The following is a 20,472-nucleotide window of genomic DNA, read 5'->3' on the forward strand; positions in this document are numbered from 1 at the left end:
CCGAGCGCAAGGCAGGATCGCTGCTGCGGCGTTAGAACCGACGATGTGGCGGAAGTCAATATACTTAAGCCTTTGAGAGTCGGCAACCAAACTTCTACAAGGCTGTGAAATGACGAAAAGCGGCCCGAAGACAGTTACCTCAGCACGTAGCCTACCATGATAATTGTATTATTGTCGAAGGGACTTTGCTGCAAACGCCCATCTGGCTGGTCGCCCAATTAATAGGCAATCCGCACAAAGCCCCACGAGCGCTGGTTCTTACGAAGTTATGAGTAAGGTTATCCACCAAAAATGTGGATATCCATGCCTTGCACTGAGCAGTACTCGTACGCTCAAGGTGTAGCGCTATGAATCGCCACGACTATCATAGACACTCCTGAACTATAATGTCAGGCATAAGGAGAAGATATGAGTGGGAAGCGGTACACAGAGAATTCAAGATTGCAGCGGTAAAGCAAGTGGCTCAGGGCGGTCACCCAGCGAGCGAAGTTGCGGCTCGGCTCGGGATAAGCATCCATAGCCTGTACGCCTGGACGAAGCGCTATGGCGTGCCCGAGGCCGAGCGCAAGGCCATCGATGCCCAGTCCGACGAGATGCGGCGCCTGAAGGCCGAACTCAAGCGCGTCACGGAGGAGCGTGACATATTGACGAAGGCCGCGGTGTACTTTGCCCAGACGTCCGGGTAAGGGTACACCTTAATTGCTCAGTTACAGGATCGATTCCCGGTGCGCCGGCTGTGCAAAGTGTGATGGGGCATTCCGATTGGGGCAGTCAGTTCAGCAGCTACGACTGGTGCGACTTCCTGAACCAGCACGATCTGCAGCAAAGCATGAGCCGACACGGAAACTGCCACGATAATGCCGTGGCCGAGAGCTTCTTCCAGCTCTTAAAAAAGGGAACGTATCCGACTCAAGATTTACGGCACCCGGAACGAAGCAAGGCAGGACGTCTTTGATTACATCGAGATATTTTACATTCAAAGGGCCGACACAGCTTCAACAATTACCTGTCGCCAGTCGAATATGAAAAGCAATATTTCCAGCGGCTTGCGAGTGTGGAAAAAACTCGTGGCAATTCAATATGGCGTGGTCGTTCGTTCAACGGGAGGTCATCGCGAGCACATTGTCCCGCGAATCATTATCCGTAATGGTTGTCTTGCTATGCTTAATGCAGGGGCTTCAATTAATGACCTACGAGACGCTATCATCGTGCATCTAGGTATCGTAGAGATTACGCGACAAGAAGCCTACTATCTTGACTACGAGTTGAATTTGAAAATAAGATTTCCGTGGGTTGGCGTTTTGGAATTGACGATCCATTTGCGCGTATCAGAGCCGCTCAGATCAGGCTATTGGACGATAACATCCGTTCGTAGCTTCGGGTCCTGGGCTAAAAGCATCAGAGCTAAGAAAAATGCCGCTGCCATGAAATGATTTGGACGCCTCAATGCGAGGGCAAATATGACCACAATCAAATGCCCATTGGTCAGATTACAGGATGAAGAATGACAGCTACCGCCGGAGATTTTATACTCGGGACGAGGTGAAGCCCATACGCGGCGTATGCCGTCAGGTCTTCGGCGCCATCGCCAGAGCTGCGCCAGTACTGAGACCTCGACCGGGAGCGAATGGGTATATTTCACGCTGCATTTCGGCGAGGCGACTTTCGAACAGTACGAGGCTGCAAGCAAGGTGGTGCTTGAGGTAGAGGCGCCGGCCCATGTTTTGGGCTACGGCCGCCTGGTACCGGCGACGCGGTGCATCGCCACATGCAGTTCATTAATGAAGGCATCAAGCTCCCGAACCTTGCTCGGATCGCGTACGTCGCTGGCGGCCTGGAGACGCGCGAATGCCTTAGAGACGCGCTTGTTGTTGCTCACCAGGCCGTCGACCTGGGCGATCGTCTTCAAGTGCTCACGGCACAGATGGCGTCCCTGATCCGTCAAGCCGTGGTAGAGGGCGACGACCGTATCGTTGGTTTCGATCCTGACATAGCGGATGTGGGTGTCGTAGACGTGCAGGCGGGGATGGAAGTAATCGTCGATCACCTTGGGGTAATGTCTTGCGGTGTGGGGCAAATCGCACCAGTTAGCGTCCGACTTCTTCTGGTTACAGTCCCTGCAACACACGACCAGGTTTCGATACTGCATCGAAAATTGCGGATAGTCCTTGCGCGACAAGACATGTTCCACCGGACGCGCGTGCGCGACGTTTTGCAGCCAGCGGCGGCAATAGCAACAGCGGCCCTTCTGCAGCCCCACCAGGTGCAAGCGTAGAGCGGCAATGACTTCCTTGCCGAATTCGCGTGGTTTTTCACCTTTGAAGCTCTTCTTGTAATCGGTCAAGGCGAACCAACGATCCAGGCGGCTGGTCTCGGCGCAAGCCTGCTCGGCTAGCCACAATGTCTTCGCTTCGGCCCACAGCCGCTTCGTCTTGTGCGGCTGCGACAGGAAACGCTGCTGATCCCCGTCGATCTCGGCCCCGGGCCGGTGCATCAGCTTCATTCATCCTCCTCCCCGGAATCTTCCACGGCGAGCGCGGCCATTTCCCTGACAGCTGACTTGGCTTGCTCGATCAGGTTTACGTCAAAGCTCATTTCTTCGCGCGCCAAGAAGCGGCGTTGATGATCGATGACTTGTTTCATGTCGTCGAGCTTGTCCAGGATGGGCTGGGCACTTTGGCGTGGGTCATCGTCGCCATTCGCCTCCTCGATAAATTGCGCTACCAGGGCGGCGCAGCGCTCGTGAACCTCGCGGTTATTGCTGGTGTAGGTTCGGAATCCTTCGAACAGCGCCGTTTCGACGGAATTCCTGTCCTGGCGTGGGAGCGCGTTGAGTGCCCGGTCGCGGACTGTGAAACAGTGGTCGCCATCGCCGTCCGCACCGGCAACGAGAACGGGTGAATGCGTCGCCACCAGGACATCGGCCCCGAACTCCCGGGCTACCGTCTCGAACAGTTTGGGCACGATGCGCTGCCACCCGACGTGCAAGCTGATTTCCGGCTCGTCGACCAGGAATAGCACATTACGCTTGGCTTCTGAGATCATCTTTGCCGCTAGCATGATGATCTGGTGTTCGCCCGAACTCAATTCATCGAAAGGCAGGATAGTGTCGCGGTGGTGTGCGCGCCGCAGGCCGAGCTTGTATTTCTTTGCCAGCAGGGGGGACGCTTGCAGCGTGTCTATTAATTGGCGGTCGCTGGCATCCTGGGATGCAAGCCGCACGATGCCGCTGATCAAGCCACGCTGCTGCCCACCATTTGCCTTCAATTCCCGCGGAATCATGAACAATTCGGAGGCGAAGCCGACCAGGTCAAGTACGCGGTGCAAGACCTCCAGCATCTGCGGATCCGCGTGGATCCGGAGCATCAGCGCGCCAATGTCGACTGCAGCTTGCAGGGTATTGATACCGGTGGTATTGGTGCGTGCGCCCATGTAGCGATAGAACGCTTGCGCCTCGGGCGCCAGCTTCCGGAGAAAACGGTCGCTGGCATTGAAGGCGATGACCACCGTGGGCCGCCGCCGGGAAGCGCTTTCGACAGCGATATCGCGCAGCAGTAGGCTTTTGCCTTCGCCGTTGTTGCCAATGATGTAGATCCGCTGTCCGACTCCGTGTGCCGTCTCCAGCAAGGCGTCCAGCTGGCGTCGGTCAATCCCGCGTTCCCAGAGGTCACCGGCCACGGGCGTCAGATACGGTTTCGCCGCCAGGATGGCGTCCCGCTCGTGTATCGCCTCATAGGACACCGAGCGCGACAGGCCGGGCGCTTCGTAGGCGGTGTGATCGAATTCGCGCTTAAAAATGTTGGCCAGCAGCGGTTCGGCGTGTTCGAGGCGTTCCAACAACCGATTACGGTGTCCATCGGCCTGGAAAAGGGGCGCGATTAGGGCGCCCATGAAATCGGCGCTCAGCTGGACATCGCGGGCGGGCGTGAGGCGGCCGAGTGGTTCAGCGTCGATGAACAGCACCTTACGCCTGTGAGCAGGCACGACGGCACGCCGCCCCGTGATCAGCCATGCCGAAAATCTTCGCCGTCCCGTCAAGGCGCTAGCGGGCAGGTCGACAACGGCGGCTACCATCTCGGCGGCCAGGAGTTCCTCACGCACATGCCTTTGCCAATGCGTTGTCGTGCAGGCCAGGTGCGGGACGACGACCAGCGCCAGGCCAAAGCGATCCCGCAGCCTGGGCAGTTGCTGTGCGAGGCGAATGGCCGACATGGCGAGTTCGGCATTGTTGCCCGGTGGTTGCGCAGGGGTCGTGCTGCCGCTCGCTGGAGTGGGATCCAGAAGCAGGAAGTCCGCGAAAATCGGCAGCGCGGGGTCATCCGATCCTACTCCCTTCAGGTCGACGTAATGGAAATAGATTCCTTGCATGCAAAGGCGCATGGCCGTGAAACGATCGGTCACGGCCTGGGAAATGATGCACTCCGGCCGTGCCATGCCTGCGGCAATAGCCAGCCGCGGCAAGCAAGCGGTCGGACTGCCGAGATCCGCGACGGTGGCATCCGGCTCGATGGTGCAACTGAGGGCCAAGTATGCGGCGAAGTCCTCGCGGCCGACATCGCGCTGGTTGCCGATGCGCTCGCGCTGGCCATGGTCGAAGGCGTCTAGGACGCGCTGCATGCCGTGCTCGCGGGCCCAATTCACAACCAAGTCGAATTGTCGTCGTGGCCAGTCGGCTTGCACATTAAATATATGCTGCTGAGGCCCTACGTAGCCGAACGATCGCAACGCGTCCATGACAGCGTCGAAAACGAGAGCAATCCTCTCCGGGTAGGGCCGATCGGTCGCCCCCTCGAGCCAATGCATTATGTAGGGCTGCCCCATTATTTGTGCGGACAATTGATCAGATGGTTGCCCGGTGATTGCGACACTGAGCCGATCCGCAGTGCGAGCGTGATGGGCGCCTTGTGCCGACACCAGAAAAAGCAGAAGCAGCCCGTGCTCATACGTCTCGGTGGGCTGCGCGGACGACGGAGCGACTTTGAACAAGTCTTCCCAGAGCCTCGTGATCACGATGGTGCTCTCGCGATAATCTTCCATGCTGCGTTCGCTCATCAAAGAATGTTGCTGGATTTTATCATCTGATGAGCGCACGATTTGCTTCATCGGAGTGTCGAAAAGAAAACAGTGCCAGCTGCCGCGATGTCCCCGGAATTCCTTCGCTAGTTTGCTGCTCAAGGAGGCATCAAACAGTTTTTCCGAAAAGTGATTAAATCTAATTCTGAAAGCTGAAAAGCGGCTTGGATCATTACCTCGGTGCATTACCATTAAATGATAATTGCTATTATCACTCAAGCGTTTTTGCTTAGTCTCGATCATCAGTCTTCTAAGCTGAGGGTCGCTGGTTCGACCCAGCTGGGCAGGCCAAAAAGCCCGTTTAAAATCAATGTCTTGGCTATTCCAAAACAGTCGGCATAATTTACTATTTTCTTCAAGTAAGCGATAAGTAATCGAAATTAACGTTTTGCATCCCTGCAGTAAGACGAGTAGCCGTTCTTCGTTTGTTCCACAGCTTTTACCGCTCACTAATCATGGTCGCTGACTCGGAGTGATTGTCGGTAAAGTATGTTATGCTCAGAGGAACTTTTGACCGAGGGAACGATGGTTTTGTTTCAACTTCCATATCGAACGATCTTCATTCATGGTCTCGACTCGCCAAACTTGAGCGGAGCCTCTCGTTTCGATTTCCGATTGATAGTCAAACTCGGGCCTGAAGAGTTTTTTGGCGATGCACCGTTGACCGGACGACTGAGAATTTTTCCTCCGCACTCTGCTTTTCAGGTCGCGGGAACCTTCTTTGGCGGCATTGGCCGAACGAAAGCGGTTGAAGGTACGCGCCTGGAGAAATTCAAATACGTTCGCAATGTCGGCTGGGCCATCTTATCAGTCGACGGAAGTCTTGCGACTATCGACTTCGCAGTAAGTAAATTGGATCATGCTGGGGGCATCGTTCAGCGAGTTGTCGAGTTTCTTCCGGCATCGTTTGCTGCTGCGTCAACTTGCGCCGTTACAATCTTGTCAATAGAAGGTATGGTCAACGGAGTGCCTCTCGACGTGCGGTTCGAGGGCAATGCACCTGGTGGCGAATCTTTTTCGGTGAACGAGATCAATCCGGCAGTCGCAGAGTATTTTGATGCAGTAATGCCACTTCTGACCAGTCTGCCAAGGAAGATCGTTGCCGCTCACCGATACCTTGCGCAAAGCTTTCTGCTTGAGGCTGGGTCACAGTTTTCGTACGACTACACAGGTGAGCGCGTGCTGAACCTGTGCAAGGCGCTTGAGGCTCTGGTGCCGGATAGTATTGTGGGCGATATTGACTCGATCCGCGAATTCTTGAAGGGGTGGGGCCTTAGCCATCTTGAAACTGAAGTTTTCGCAAGCCTAAAGTATTTGCGAAGCCAGCTCGATAGCGCGCACATTGCCATCTCGCCAATTCCAGATAGTGCGCACCGCGCGGTTGCTCGATTCATCGGAATCGCTGAGAAAGCAGTGCAAGCATTGCTGCTTACTGCTGTAAAAAAGTACACTTCGGACAATTCGCTCTATCCCGAGAGACGCTTGCAAACAAACGAGCCAACTGCCGTTAAGCACTTGGCGAAGTATGACAATCTCATAATTCCGAGGGATTGGGCGAAAACGTGATGTTTTTTTAAAAAAAATTTAGCCCAGTGATCACCTGAACTGATCAATACGACTAGGTAGCACCGGACGAAAGTTGCAACTAAGCGGCTTAACCCAGCTGGGCAGGCCAAATACCGCGGGCCGAAGTCGCCCACCGCTATAGGATTGCGTATGCCATGCGCGACGTTGTTCGGCGCGAATCGGGATCGATACGCAGGCCGACCTGTGCCTGTCGTCGATACGGGCCATTCGGCTACTGGTATTTTACGGGCCCCGGAAAGGCTCGCGGAAGAAGAGACGGGCACGCGGATGGTATGGGTCATTCGTGGGCGCCAGAGCGCCAAGTTGTTGGGAGGCGGCGACGCCGGTGGTCTTCCGGCTCGTGGCAAACTTAGCTCCCGATTGAAGGCCGTAGTGCCCGATCACGTACTGCACTACTTTCTCGCTTCAGCGCGGCCGTCCCACCTTCTTACGGCGACATCGTGCGAAATCGTGTTGTCGAGGGCACGATCACCGCCAAGACGCGGGGCGCATCTGCTCCGCGATATCTTGACAACGATCAGGAGTTGAAAATGAAAGGGATTCAGTCACGAATCGTTTGTGCTTTTACGCGAGCGCATGCGCATCGCAGTATGAGCTGATCATCTCCGTAGCGAGGCGAGAGTCGTCAATGTCAAGGGTAAGCATTTCGTCTCTCTCAAGCTCGATGCCAAGGGCTCGGCTGACGATATCCCGGTCACATGTGTACGCGCCGGAAAGAACCATTAATTTTTCCTTCCACAGGACGTCTCGCGCGCCCCCATTGCTTCGAACGCGCCGCAAAGGATCCTTTTGGTTTGCCACGCTGCAGATCACATGGCGCGGAATGGCTCTTCCTTTGACCTTCCGGAGCAGGTGAAGCACACGGTTCGTACCGCCTGCAATTGTCTTGATCTCTTTAACGAGTTCTGGCAGGTGGGCAAGAAAGTTCGGGGCGTACGGCTCGTTCTCGACAATCCAGGAGATATTTGCTCGGTGCTCGCTGCTCAGGCTGCGTTTTGAGTCTCGATTCTCGGCATTGAGCTGATGTTCCTCAACATACGCGAGTCCAACCCGGAATTCGGCCTTCTCTTCGTCATAGGCGATCAGCAGATTAATACGGTCGTGGCTTGACTTGGAGAACATCCAGTTCCTACCCATCGTGGTCTTGATGTCGACATCCTCTCCGGCTAGAGTCAAATCGAGTTTCTTGCCTCGCGGAATATCGAAGTGAAAACGGATCATGCGTTCAATACGTTTCCCAACCGCGGTCTTTTCGTCAGGCTCCAGGTCAGTTACAGAATACCGGTAGAGCGTTGGCGCATCGATAACATAGTCGACGGCAGCGCGGATAATGTCGCCTGTCCGTTTGGCAAAGTGCTCTTCGCCGTTCATATGCTGGAACAGGTCTTCCTTTACCTTCTGCATCCGTTCAGCAATTCTGGCCTCCGGGGGCTGGGCCTCCGAAATCTGCAGGGGAATTTCGGATTCGACGATGAGCGCTAGTTCGTGCTGCGGGGCGGATGAGAAGGGCATGCTAGTTTCGTGATCGTTGCACTAGATCACTAGACTAACTGTATGTTTTCAAATAGTCAATTTCACAAAGAATGGCTCTAGCTTTGCATGAATGCTGCTAGCTGCTCTTCAAGTCCATCCATTCTCCGCACGTCGCACTCCCAAAGTTCAAGAACGATCCAGCCCGCAGCCTGCAGCGCACTCAGGTTGCGCGCGTCGCGTTCCTTGTTCTTCAATATTTTCTCGCTCCAGTATCCAGTGTTCGATTTAGGTTTAGAAGCAAGGCGGCACGTGTGCCCATGCCAGAAGCACCCGTGCACAAGTATGGCCTTGCGGTGCCGGGGAAGGACGATGTCAGGACGGCCAGGAAGATCCTTGCGGTGCAGACGGAAGCGGTAGCCCAGGCGATGCAGTATGCGCCGCACAGCAATTTCTGGTTTCGTGTCCTTGCTGCGGATGCGGCTCATGAGTTCTGAGCGCTGTGCTTGGCTGATAGTATCCATGTGGAGCGCTGGTAGCGGCCGGTTGGCTTTGTACGCCGCTGGGACCGGGTTCGGACAATGCTGGCTCCGCATTCTACGCCCAAGTGACATTCTCGCCACACACGCCTGGAGTATGCATTCAGGGTGCCGGAACATCTACGATGAGCACTCTGTAGTGGACACTTAATCCGTATAATCTGTGTTCGCTAGAATTATATGAAACAGCTTCCAATGAATTTGAACACGATTGAAATGTGCGCTGGCGCCGGCGGACAGGCCTTGGGCCTGCACAATGCGGGCTTCGTGCACGAAGTCCTCATCGAGATAGATGAATTTGCTTGCAAGACGCTGCATCACAACAACAACAAGCTCGGGTTTGGCTGGAAGGAAATCGTTGAAGGCGACCTGAAGGTGTTTGCGGAGCAGCGGGCAGCTGAATTCCACGGCAAGATTGCGCTCGTCGCTGGCGGCGTGCCCTGTCCCCCGTTCAGCAAGGCGGGCAAACAGCTTGGCGCTAAGGACGAACGCGACCTTTTTCCGACTGCTCTTGAGATTGTCCGGAAGGTACAGCCCCAAGCAGTACTGCTTGAGAACGTTGCAGGACTGATGGAACCGCAGTTCGCGGACTACCGCAAGCTGATCCAGGGCCAGCTGCTGGAGATGGGATACGCGTCAGACTGGAAGCTGCTGAACGCAAGCGACTATGGAGTGCCCCAGCTCCGTCCCCGTTTCATCCTTGTTGCGTTGAAAGAGCCTCTGTTTGAATACTTTAACTGGCCGGAGCCGAGCCAGGTGCCGACCCCGACGGTTGGCGAGACGCTGTTCGACTTGATGGCTGGCCGCGGCTGGTCCGGCGCCGATGCGTGGCGGGAGAAGGCCTGCTTTATCGCCCCGACGCTCGTTGGCGGTTCCAAGAAACATGGCGGGCCAGACCTCGGGCCGGCCAGGGCCAAGGCGGCGTGGTACAAGCTTGGAATCAATGGCCACCGGCTCGCGGCAGACGACGAGTACCCGCATGCAGAGTTTCAGGGAGCACTGCTGCGCGATGGCCGCGTAAGGGAAGGTTTTGAAAATATGCCTCTCCTGAACGTCCGCATGGCCGCCCGCATTCAGGGGTTCCCGGATTACTGGGATTTTGCGGGCTCCAAAACCCATGCATACCGCCAGGTAGGAAATGCATTTCCGCCACCAGTGGCTGAAGCTGTCGGTTTGCGGATCGCCCATGCTATTCGCGAACATGAGCGCCACAAGGCTGGCCTTGCTGCAGCGGCGCAGCAGGCTGCTTTGCAAGAAACGCCTGAGCTGCGCTGCGCAGCGGGCTGAAGACCAAGCCGCCGGTCAGGAGCGCCTAGCCTGGCTTGCGCCAGGCTAATGCAGGCTGTTGATCAGCCCAGGGATAGACAGGCTTGGCCTGGAATGCATGCTGCCGGTTATAGTTCCGGCTCCATTTACGCGTTGCCTTTAGCCGCCGGAGCGCGGACCTGTGCCTGCCAGTTTATGTGCATGGGAGGCGATAAGATTCTTCACGATTTCGTCCAGCCTTTCGATAGTGTCCCGTGAAATACGGATCTGCTTCAGCGAGTACTGGCTGCTAGAAACGAATCCTTCGGTATCTATATGATGGAAATCTTCGATCGCCGCCACCGCTGCGCGAAGTTCAGGCGCGTGCCGGGCCCAGTAAGGCTTCGGGAAAGAGAGGACTTCCGTGTGGCCGGCCCGGATGGCCGCCAGCCCAATATGCTGTTTTTTGGCTGTGATGATCTCGAATAGCAAGGTTTCGCTATTCGGCGGCAACCTGGTCTTCAGGCCAAGTGCAGTGAGACTGTCATACAGCCGCTTTAGGCGGCCAGACGGATCTGAGCCGAGCATTTTTTCAATTGCCGCTGCTTTGTAGGTAGCTGCCAATTCAATTCCTTAACTGTTGTGCTGACTTGTAAAAATACCGGCGCTGCAGGAGCTGCTCTTAAAGCTTTTCCGGCACTTCCGGGCCAGGCGGGCCGATTACGAGCCGCGAGCCAAATGCGCTAGCCTTCGGATCGTCGGGCCGGAAAATATAAAAGTTGGCAGGAAATGCAGCCCGGGCCAGGACGTCGAACGACCCGAGAGAAAATCCACGTATCTGCAGTCCCGGAGCTAATCCCGGATAAATGGATGCCGGAACCCCGCTTAGTGACACGCGCTTTCCGTTATGCGTAAGAATACGTAGGCGAATGAATTCCCCCGCGGCGAAAGTCTCCGCCACCGTTCCAGCCAGGTCGAACGGGGAAAGCATTTCTTCTGCAGCCAGTCCGCCCTCCAGGGCACGCATGTACACAGGGCAGGAAGGGCGGACAAAGCATGATTTGCACCCAGACCCTGGCGCCGCAAGGCTTTCGCCATGAACCGGCTCTAGCTTCGGGAGGCGTGTCTTCAGCGTAGCAGCAGCGTCCCTGGCCATCGCTTCGAGCCGGCCGTCCAGCACTCCATGCCAGCTGCTGGCAGGACCAGCAAGTTCAAGCGCGACTTCCTGCAGGCCCAGCATGTCTTTCGTAAGCAGGCCATATGCGGAAATCTGCAGCAGGTAGGCATGCTTCGGGTGGCCGTCCGCGTCAAGAACATTCCCGGTTTTGAAATCACAGACATGAACAGTTCCTGAGCTGTCCTTGTACACAAGGTCAACCCAGCCCTCCATATCGAGTGCAGTAGACGCAAGCTTGCGCTCCCGCCCGAAGACGAAGGCACGGCCAGCCCTGGCGGGGGAAGTTTCCGGCCCACGGCGAGCCGCTGATCCAGGCACCTGCCTTGCAAGAACCTTCCGGATGAACTGGCACGTGCTGGCTTGTTGATCGGCCGGACAAAGCGCATTCACTCCCTGCCGCTGGAAGGCGAAACGGATTAGCGGGTTTGCGCTAGGGGCAGCCACTGCGTGCGCGAATGCTCCGAGAAATATCTCGCGCAGCTGCTGGGGCGGCGGATGCGCCCTCTCCGCAAGCTGCTCAATAGCCCGGTGCCCCGCAGCGCCATCAATCCATGAGGCATTCTCCCAGAGCCAGTATTCTCGGTCTCCAAGGCATACCGCAGCGGGCATAGCGAAAATACCCCCAGCTTTGATGGCGATACCGGCTTAGTGCGCCTCACCAGGAAAGCACAGTCAAGCGGCGTCTTGCCGATGCTCAAGATGACTTCAGCCGGTGAAGCACGTCGCCCATGCGGCGGGACAGGTCAAAGGTCGTTACGGCAGACATCCCCTCGGATTGCATGTACATGTCCTCTAATTCCGGATTTGCCGCAAGGACGGCATCCCAGTTCCAAAGCGGGTGAATAACGGCTGCCCATTTGCCGTGTCCTCTCGCAATCAGAGGAATGTTCCCCGTCATCGTCACCGGGGTCGACAGGAAACCTGCAGCTTCTTCCGCGAGCTGCCGTGCAACGGCTGGCCAGTCGGCGACACCGGGCGCTGTAAAATCGCCATCCAGGCCGGCAGTATGGTGCCCGTCGAGCAGGAGCTTGAGGACAGTCGATCCGAGGCGCCAGTCAAGCAGGCCGTGGTAGGTCTGGTTGCCGTATCTGTGTAGGCAACGGTAGCATCCAGTCAGGCATTTCGAGCGGTGGCCTTCCTCGAGCATGCCGGGCAGGGGGGATTTTCCCTGTCCTGAAAGGATTTCGCGGATTACCTCCAGTACGATTGGCTGCCCTGTGGCTCCCGGCTGGTTCAACCTGTTGCACAGCCCCGAGCCATTGACCAGGTCATCCGAAATCTGCATGAACGGAATGAACGAGCCATCGTCGCGGCGCTTCACCCGAGGTTCCAGAATCTGGAATTCGTCAGGATCGACGTCCAGAAGGACTCTGGACGCATAGTCAATCACCATGAAGCATGCGGAGAGCGCAGCCGCGCGGAATGCCCCGGTCAAAAGACGGGTTCCGTCTTCCCGGGACGAGATACAGTGCAGGTGGGCTGGCACCGAGCTCGGAAGAAGCACGAGCGAATCCGTCATTTTGGGTGCGAGCAAATAGAAGCCCTCCACGGCAGTTTCGCCCGGCTTGAACCGGTTCTTCAGCCCATGGGGCGAAGCGGCATCGGCCTTGGCCGCAATATTATCGATGTAGACGCCGTTGACCCAGGCCTTCCGCCGCACTCCCCCGGCGACATAGCTTGCTTCGAGGTCGCCCTTGACTGCCGTGAAACCCGGGAACATGTTCTCGACCGATTGTCCCTTGTTCATCCGCAGAACGCGCGACTGTCCGCTCAGGCCAGTTGCCAGATTCGAGCCGGTCCACAGCTGGACGGGGATGTCTTCTGCTTCTGCAGTGACAGTCCGGTTGGGCCGTATCGACGCTTCGTCGAGGATTTCGTCTGGCTTGCGCGCTTCCAGCGAAGTGATGAAACCGCGTGGCACGTAGGTTTTGTACTCTAGCGCTCCTGACAGTTCAGACTTGCACGACTTACATACAGCGCCTTCGGCAACCGCTTCCGCAGGCGCCCACGATTGGCACACGGGACATTCGGCGAAGTTCTGAAGCTCCCCGAGATCGCCGGGCATGGAGTGGAAGCTTTGCTTGCGGAAGCTGTCCTGGTAAATCATGCTTCCGGCGTAGCCGGCCGTGAGATACCGCCGCTTGTCCTGGGTCAGCAGCCTGCCGGGAGCGAATTCCTGGATCGCTACATCCAGATCCCGATCTATCGTGGCGAACGAAACCGCGTCGTACTTGGTGCTGGTGGGCCGGGTGTGCAATAGCCGCGTGCGCGTCGGCATGCCATACATCGGGAACAAGCCGCGTTCGGCAAGAGCTTCGGCCAAACCCTTTCCTTCCATCGCTGGGTCATTAACCGCCCTTTCCACTTCGTTCATAACTGCTGCGGCCGTAAGCCCAGCGGTAATTGCATCGGCACGTGCTTTGTCGCCCTGGGTGCAGAGGAGGGCGAACCTGTCTCTTTGCGATGCGAGCGCCTCGAGCTCGGCGCGGATCTTTGGGAACCATTCCGCTTTCTTTGCCTTTAACGTTGCGGTCTTGAAGAATTCGCCATGGTTGTCTGGCGCCGACTTCAGCTCGTCGCCAGGCCACTTTTTCGAGTGTGCCAGCCGCAGGTTGCGGAACGCCGCAACCAGCCACTGCTTGAGAATAAGCCGCTGTGCAATCTGGTTGAGGCTGGTCGTAAGGAACGGAGGCGGAGGCGGGTCGCCCGTGATCTGTTCCGGATTCCGGAAGTAGTGCAGATCGTGGCTCTTGCTACGGCAAACAGTCAGCACGAAAGAAAACGCCTGTCCGCGGCGGCCGGCGCGGCCGACGCGCTGCTGGTAGTTGAACCTCTGGGGCGGCATGTTTGCCTGGAATACTGCGCGCAGGTCTCCGATGTCGACGCCAACTTCCATTGTCGTGGTAACGGAAAGGACGTCGACAATCCGGGCATCGCGGTCAAGCTTGGAGTCTGGCGGCAGCTGTGGGAACCCTGCTGGAAGGATGTCGTCGTCGTCCTGAACCAGGATCCCTTTGAACCGGCGCAGGCGCGCCGCGGGATTGTTTGTCATGCCCGTCAGCTCTTCGGCACGCAGGCGGTAGACGCCGTGGGATTCCGAGACGCGCTTGCCCACGAAGTTGTTCTCGCGCAGTTCCGATACCTTTCCGCTGGCCTGCTGGGGCAGCGGTGAGCGGCACCTGGTGCATATCTGTGCGCCGCGGTGCAGGTGAACCCTGCCGCAGATGCTGCACCGCCAGTACGCAGCCTCCGCAGGCAGCGGCCTGTAGTACACCTTGCCAGCCATGACGATCCCGCCAGGGTGGCCTTTCTGGGCCAGCAGGTCGAGGAAGCGCTGCAGCACCATGTCTACTGTCCCCCCGGTTGCCTCGCAATAGGCCTGCACGAATGTACGCAGGCGGCGCGTCGCGTCCTGCGGGGAATTCCACGGGTTCTGCTTGTACGCGTAAGGGGAGGTGTCGAGGCGGTTCGAGTCAGTAAGTACCCGCATCATCGCATCGAAGGGAGCCTGGGATTCCCTGGTTTCGCCTTCGGCGAGCGGGAAGCATGGATAGCCCCATCCAGATTCTTCGACTGCAAAATACGTCTTGCTAAACAGGACTTCGCCGACGAGCCGGACCAGATCCTGTGCGATCTTTTCGGCGCCTTCTGCCAGCTCTCCGACATAGCCAGGATGGTAGGTCCACGCCCAGTCCTTTCCGGACCGGGTAAACAGCTGCTGCCAGGCGAATGTGACTTGCTTGCCAAAGCTCGGCTCGGGGACAGGAGAGATGCCGGTCGGATCGATCGGGTGGATCCCGCGGCTGACAAGCGCATTGAGCACGGCCTTGGTGCGCGTTCCCGGCTGCGGTGCTGCGGGCTCTAGAATATCGGCGACCGCGACGCAATCCGTACCGGCAGCCTTCTCCAGTGCTGACAGATTCTTGTGTTCTTCCGATAGCCGCGAAAACTCTTCGTCGATCTGGCCGTTGATTGCGCGCTGCTGGATCGCGGCCTTGAGCTTTGCCAGTTCGTCTTTTATGCTCCCGGGCGACGCCAGATTCTGCCTGAGACCTTCGAGACTGCGTATAACGAGTTCCCGGCGCACGTCTTCATGGTGGCCGCTTTCGAGATCGTAGGCAGCCTTCGCGGCATCCTGGCGGCTGTCGGAGAAAGATATCAGCCGCTCGCCTGGATTTGTGCGCCGCAATTCGTTCATCAGCGTGCTGGCCAGGATCTGGGTTGTCTTGGCAAAACCGACCCGGAAGCCCCGGATAGGCGACGTCTTTCCCCGGCCAAAACGGTACGACACAGCGCAGGCCGGACATTGGAACGGAAGGGCTGTACCTGGGTCCGAAGGCAGATTCTGGCCGCGCCTGCTATCACCGGAGAAGTGCGGCGCTTCGGCTAGGTAATGCCAGCCAAGAATTCCGTTGCCAGGCTCCTTGTGCGGCGGCAGCACCTTGATGGTCGCGGTAAAAGGGTCGTATTCCGCCCGCGCCCATGTGCCTTGGGCGTCCTCCTCGGAGAGCTCCTCGCTGCCAAGCGGCCAGAAGCGGCTCACGGTAGGCATGAAGATGCTGTAATCCTCTGCCGAGCGCTGCTCTACCATGCTCGCTTTCGCCCGCTCTGGCAGCGCCTCGGTGTCCGGATCGTTTGGCAGAAGCTCGATCCGGTCTAGCTGCCCTTGTGGGCGGGCATACTTTCCGCCGTAGAAAAGCACGCCGCAGCATTCGCAGTAAAGCATGTCGACGTTCCGTGCACGCTTTTCTCCGGTTTTGCGCGTGCCATAGCGCACGCCCGAGTCCACCGATAGGTCGCCGAACAGGTACTCCGCGCGTTCAGGCGCAGCGAGGCCAGCAGGCGCAGGAAGCGGCGCGGCGAACAGCCCTTCCAGCGCGCGCAGGAAGGTGTGGACCCGGAAGCGGGGAATCGGGTCTACCGGTTCTAGACTATGTCCGAAGCGCTTGCGCCATGTGTCGGAAAGTGCCCTGGCCCAGACAAGGAGTTCTGCTGCTTCGTGCGACTGCGCCCCAGGCCCGAAAAGGGCATGGCCGATACCAGCAGCCGAGGTCGCGCGGGGATTGCCGTCCGCTCCCACGGCGCACCCGCTCCTTAGCAGGCGCCCAGCCTTGGCAACGCAGTCTGCAGCGATCTCTTCTTCGCTGCGGCCCTGCTGCGCAATTTCAAGCGCTGTTGCGATTGCTTTCCAACCGCCACAGCTTGGGAAGCCGGATCCGCTCCCTGCCTGGCCTTTGGCCTCCCGGAGAGCCCTGCAGAGCACGTCCACATTGCCGTTAAACGTTTCTTGCTTTACTGCGGGAGACTCGCCTTTGACGATCGCCCCCGCCCAGTCCTGGCGGGTAGCGCCGTCCCCAATGCCGGCCTTTCCAAACAGGCCCCACAGGTAGTCCAGGCTTTGCTGCCCTGCCTGGCCCTCCAGCGGAAGGGATGCGCTCGAACAGAGGATGCGGAGCTTGTGCTGGTGCTCAGGCCGCGTGAGTCCTAGTTCGGACAGCAGCATGCGCAGCAGATAGCCGACTTCGGTCCCGGGGGAACCGCGCTGCAGGTGCAGCTCGTCGATGACGAGGTAGAAATAGGCATCCGGATCCGACTCGAGCCACTGCCGGGTCAAGGCAAACACAGGCTCGTCGATCTCGCGCACAAGCATCGTAGCGAGCATGCTTGTATTCGTGATGAGGATGTCTGGCGGCGTTCTATGGATGTCCCAGCGGCTAACGGCCTCGTTGCCTGGAACACGCGGGAAATTGAATGGCAGCGATTCGTCCGTGCCGTCCTCTTCCAATACCTGCTGGACTGCAGCCTGTGTTTCTTCCAGCTTGCGAAAATAGTTGCGAAGCTCCCCGGTTCGCTCCTCCGCTTTCTTCTGCTCGGCGGCGGTAGTGATCCGCGGATGCTTCAGCCACCCGGTGACTTTGGTCGCGCCGGTGTAGCGGCCGTAGAAGATGCGGTTGCCGTTGAAGTTGCGGTTCATTGCGGCATGGGCGGCATCCGAGTCCAGGGCTTTCCTAAGCCTTACCATCTGGTCTTCGACCAGTGCGTTCATCGGATAAAGCACCAGGGCGCGGACGGCCTTCGGGCGTTTTGGCGATTCGTGCGTTTCGCGCTGGAAGGTTGGCGCGCCTGATTCGTTGCGCCACCACGGCGCCCACTTCTGCAGGTTAGGACTGGCCGGCCATTTCATCGCTTCTTTTGCGAGCGCTGCAAAGATCGGCAGGAGGAAGGACTCGGTCTTGCCCGAGCCTGTGCCCGATGTAACGATGCCCGGCGTTCCGCTCCCCACGCCTTTCCGGAGCATCTCCAGCTGGTGGCTGTACAGCTTGAACCGGCCCTTTGCCGGGTCGCCGCCGTCTGCCGGCAGTAGGCCCGCAAGGCACAGCTCCGCAAAGGCCTTGCGTTCTTGCGGTAAAAAGCCAGGCAGCCATTCCTTTCCATATTTATCGGAGACGAGGTCGTCGGCGCGCAGGCCGAGATCCTTGTAAGCGGGAAGCGGCTCAAGATAGGCTTCGGTACATAGCGTGCCGGTCTGTTCAAGCAGTTCGCGGCGCTTTGCCTGGATACCAGGGTCGCCGATGCGGAACGCAGTTTCCAGGTACGTGATGTAGAAGTCGCGGATTGCGCCGAACGAGCTAATCGGGTCTTCCATCAAACTGCTCCCATGTCAAAAGTTTGTGTAAAGGCGGCTTCAGCCGCATATGCTTTGAAAGCCGGAGCGAGCTCGCCGCCAGCGGCGTCGATCATGGCAGCCAGCGTGCCGCTATCTGCCCTGCAGTGGGCTAGCGCCACCAGCGGAACTAGTGCGCTTTCAGATGCGCCAAGGCCTGCCGCCATGCATGCGCCCTTCATCTTCCTGGCGGCTTCGATGGCATTGCGTGGAATTCCGCGTGCGGATGGAAGAGGGACAGGGCCGGGCGGCGAGAACGCCGCGAACAGTTCCGGTGCGATGGCCGCGCACGGAGAAGGAATCTCGAACTCGGGTTCGTGGTAGTCCGCCCATGGCGCGTCGGTATCGATGATGGGGATTTCCCATGCAAGCGGTGGCATCAGCGGAAACACGGAGCGGCCGTGAGCGAGTTCCAGTAGGAATACAACAGGGCACTCAGCTGTAATGAGCTGGAGCGAGCCGTCCTTGCGTGCCCATGTAATTGCGCTGCCGCCGACGGGCGTTCCCGCAATCTCCAGCAGCTCGGGGATCAGCGACTCGGGAGGCGCCCGGTTAGCGCCGCGGATCCGGACGATAGATACCATCCCGGCAGCTTGCTGGCGGGCGATAAAGGCGCCCAGCTGCCCGGCGCGGCTGCCATGCGCATCAGTAACCGTAGCAGGGGCGTTCATGAGATCGGAAGTGTTGAACATGTCCGCGCTAACGGAGACGGCGCAGCTGGTGCCCGCGGCGAGGGTAGATGCGAGCGCGGCGGCAGCCTCGTGCCGCCGCGTTCCTGCGAGTATGGCCACCCCTTGTGTCGCCGCTGCTGCGATCAGTGCCTGGAGCATCCGCGTGCTCAGCCCGTTGTGGAGCTGCCAGCTGGCGAGTACCGGACGGAGCTGCTCCGCGCTGGCGATATGGATGTGCTTGGGCAGAGCCGGCTGCTCGAGAGCCGCACCCTGCGCGGCCTCGCGCTCCGCAGGCTGCGCAGCAGGGGCAGTGCCAGCCGGGTGCGCAGCGGAGAGGCCGAGTATGTTTTTGAAAACGGAAAGTTCGGCAAGTGTCTTCAGGCCGTCGGCTCCGGCCCGCTCGAAGGCCTGCTTGATTTCGCGCGCGGCTGCTGCTGATTCTTTTTTCCTTGCCTGCTTGAGGTTTTCGATCTCGGACTGAAGCTGCTTCTTCTCGGCCGCCAGCTTTCCAAGCTCGGCTCTCGAACTCTCGGCCTCTTCGCGTACGGCCGCTGCGGCACGCGTTTTCTCGGCTCCGATCGCCTCTGCAACGGAGGGCAGCAGCACGATCTCTTCCATCAGCGAACGCAGCTCCTCCTTGTTGTCGAACAGCTGCTCGAGCCGGGCTTTTGCGCGCTGGACCGACTGTTTGATCGTGGCGTCCGTGGAATGCCGTGCTGCCGCATCCGCAAGCTCGCTAATCTGCCGCTTCGTCAGGACTGGCAGTCCTGACAGCTCGGCGGATTCGCGGAACAGTTTCCGGACGGCGGTACGGATTGGCGCGCAGTCATACTGCAGGCGGCTGGCGGGGAAGGGCTCGATGACGATTGTCCGGCCGCTCCACTTCACCGTCGGGTGTTCGCGGTAAAGGGGCAGGGCGGCATCGAAATTCGCGGTCCGGGGATCGGTCACTTCGGCAGGAAGCTTCACGATTGGGCCATCTTGGAGCCGGAAGACGGGGAAGACGTCATGGGCAGGCTTGTAAACTTCCTTGATCCAGTCCCGCACTAGATCGGGCTCAGAAGAAGGATGCGGGATATCGAAGACCTCGTAGGTATGCGACATAAAATCTGTCACCACATACTGCACCTTCTTGTCCGGGCTCTTGTGCTCTACCTGCCAGACCGAGAGGCTCTCAGCCGAGCTGCTGCCGACATGGACGGTATTCGGAAAACCGGTTGCGTCGCCCGAGTCTGGAAAGACCAGTTCGGATTCATCGGGCGTCAGATAGACAGGGGTGCCGTCGAGCAGGATGCCGCTGATCTTTATGAAAAACTGCCCTGTCGGCAGCACTGTTGTGCGCCTGCCGAGAACCGTAAGGACGGATTTGTCGTTCAGGAGGACTTCGCTCAGCCGGAGGGGCAGCGCGCTGGCAAGACTGCCGGGCCGCATGCTGGGAATTGCCCCGGCAATTTTCCCGGCTGCCGCGCTGTCCGGAGCACTGCTCTTGGCGGGCTCGCGGGCGTGTGAAGGCTTGACCACGATAATACCCTCGTCTTTCATCGCTTGAGGCAGAACCGGCGACCGGGCGACAGACGAATGTTGGAGGAAAGCGTCAACCGCATGGCTGTTGCGCTGCTGGACAAACGCAGCAAGAACGGACCGCCAGTGCAGGCGCCGTCCACCCCTGTCCAGGGCCGCAGCTTCAGCTTCGTCCGCCAGGATCCTGCAGGCATCCTGCACATCCGGAAGATCCTCGAAATTTGCGTTTGCATAGAACCAGTCGCGGATACAGGCCATCGGTTCCTCGCGCAGCGTGCTGATGAACCTAGCTTGCTCTTCTGGCCGCTCCGGAAGGTTGTCGGCGCGCGCGCCCGCTTTGAGCAGATGCAGTTTCTTCTTCTTCAGGCACTGGGCCAGCTCATGCTCGTCTGCGCCGGTTAAAAACATCAGCAGCTTCCTGTCCTTGGCGTTCGGCTTCGCTAGGTGCCTCGCCGGCGCCTTGATAGGTGCAGACCGGCCTTTGCCGGAAAACGGTGGGAATGCGGACAAGGTGTTCTGCTCCTG

At 58.5% G+C, this 20,472-nt stretch carries 11 protein-coding genes and 1 pseudogene; 4 read left to right on the plus strand and 8 right to left on the minus strand.

Annotated features, from left to right (window positions below; genetic code table 11):
- Positions 1-408: 408 nt before the first annotated feature.
- Both ASF77_RS23530 and ASF77_RS24505 read left to right on the plus strand, forming a co-directional pair.
- Positions 409-1,057, plus strand: a pseudogene (locus ASF77_RS23530) (transposase); the annotation flags it as partial.
- Positions 1,023-1,433 (plus strand): hypothetical protein, encoded by a 411-nt coding sequence (locus tag ASF77_RS24505; protein WP_162244831.1) that lies wholly within the window; start codon positions 1,023-1,025, stop codon positions 1,431-1,433. The pseudogene ASF77_RS23530 and the gene ASF77_RS24505, both read left to right, overlap by 35 nt.
- Positions 1,434-1,729: 296 nt before the next feature.
- Here the strand turns inward: ASF77_RS24505 and ASF77_RS07245 are convergent, their stop codons facing one another.
- Positions 1,730-2,503 carry an HNH endonuclease gene (locus tag ASF77_RS07245; protein ID WP_056336939.1) on the minus strand — a complete coding sequence of 258 codons (774 nt, stop codon included), beginning with the start codon at positions 2,501-2,503 and terminating at the stop codon, positions 1,730-1,732.
- A complete protein-coding gene (locus ASF77_RS07250; RefSeq protein WP_082493630.1) occupies positions 2,500-5,316 on the minus strand; it encodes an AAA family ATPase in 2,817 nt (938 codons plus the stop codon). The genes ASF77_RS07245 and ASF77_RS07250 overlap by 4 nt, the downstream gene beginning before the upstream one ends.
- A gap of 267 nt (positions 5,317-5,583) precedes the next feature.
- Between ASF77_RS07250 and ASF77_RS24095 the strand changes: the two genes are divergently transcribed.
- Positions 5,584-6,639, plus strand: a complete 1,056-nt coding sequence (locus tag ASF77_RS24095) for a hypothetical protein (RefSeq protein ID WP_156648777.1) — start codon at positions 5,584-5,586, stop codon at positions 6,637-6,639.
- 585 nt (positions 6,640-7,224) lie between these two features.
- Here the strand turns inward: ASF77_RS24095 and ASF77_RS07260 are convergent.
- The gene (locus tag ASF77_RS07260; protein WP_056336948.1) at positions 7,225-8,172 is read right to left on the minus strand and encodes a NaeI family type II restriction endonuclease; all 948 of its coding nucleotides are present in this window, start codon (positions 8,170-8,172) and stop codon (positions 7,225-7,227) included.
- Positions 8,173-8,249: 77 nt separating this feature from the next.
- Positions 8,250-8,654: a very short patch repair endonuclease gene (locus tag ASF77_RS07265; RefSeq protein ID WP_056336951.1), complete on the minus strand. Its 405-nt coding sequence runs from the start codon at positions 8,652-8,654 to the stop codon at positions 8,250-8,252.
- Positions 8,655-8,849: 195 nt separating this feature from the next.
- On the opposite strand from ASF77_RS07265, the gene ASF77_RS07270 reads away from it, so the two are divergent.
- Positions 8,850-9,956, plus strand: coding sequence for a DNA cytosine methyltransferase (locus ASF77_RS07270; RefSeq protein ID WP_229445302.1), 1,107 nt, complete (start codon positions 8,850-8,852; stop codon positions 9,954-9,956).
- Positions 9,957-10,094: 138 nt separating this feature from the next.
- Here the strand turns inward: ASF77_RS07270 and ASF77_RS07275 are convergent, their stop codons facing one another.
- From ASF77_RS07275 to ASF77_RS07290, 4 genes are all read right to left on the minus strand, one after another.
- Positions 10,095-10,538: a hypothetical protein gene (locus tag ASF77_RS07275; protein WP_156648778.1), complete on the minus strand. Its 444-nt coding sequence runs from the start codon at positions 10,536-10,538 to the stop codon at positions 10,095-10,097.
- Positions 10,539-10,596: 58 nt separating this feature from the next.
- A complete protein-coding gene (locus ASF77_RS23535; protein WP_082493631.1) occupies positions 10,597-11,700 on the minus strand; it encodes a PD-(D/E)XK nuclease family protein in 1,104 nt (367 codons plus the stop codon).
- 85 nt (positions 11,701-11,785) lie between these two features.
- Positions 11,786-17,737, minus strand: coding sequence for a DEAD/DEAH box helicase (locus ASF77_RS07285; RefSeq protein WP_056336962.1), 5,952 nt, complete (start codon positions 17,735-17,737; stop codon positions 11,786-11,788).
- Complete coding sequence (locus tag ASF77_RS07290) at positions 17,737-20,457, minus strand: hypothetical protein (protein WP_156648779.1); 2,721 nt, start codon at positions 20,455-20,457, stop codon at positions 17,737-17,739. Before ASF77_RS07290 ends, ASF77_RS07285 begins: the two co-directional genes overlap by 1 nt.
- Positions 20,458-20,472 lie beyond the last annotated feature (15 nt).

The sequence above is a fragment of the Massilia sp. Leaf139 genome, assembly GCF_001424165.1.
In the GTDB taxonomy this organism is placed as follows: Bacteria; Pseudomonadota; Gammaproteobacteria; order Burkholderiales; family Burkholderiaceae_D; genus Telluria.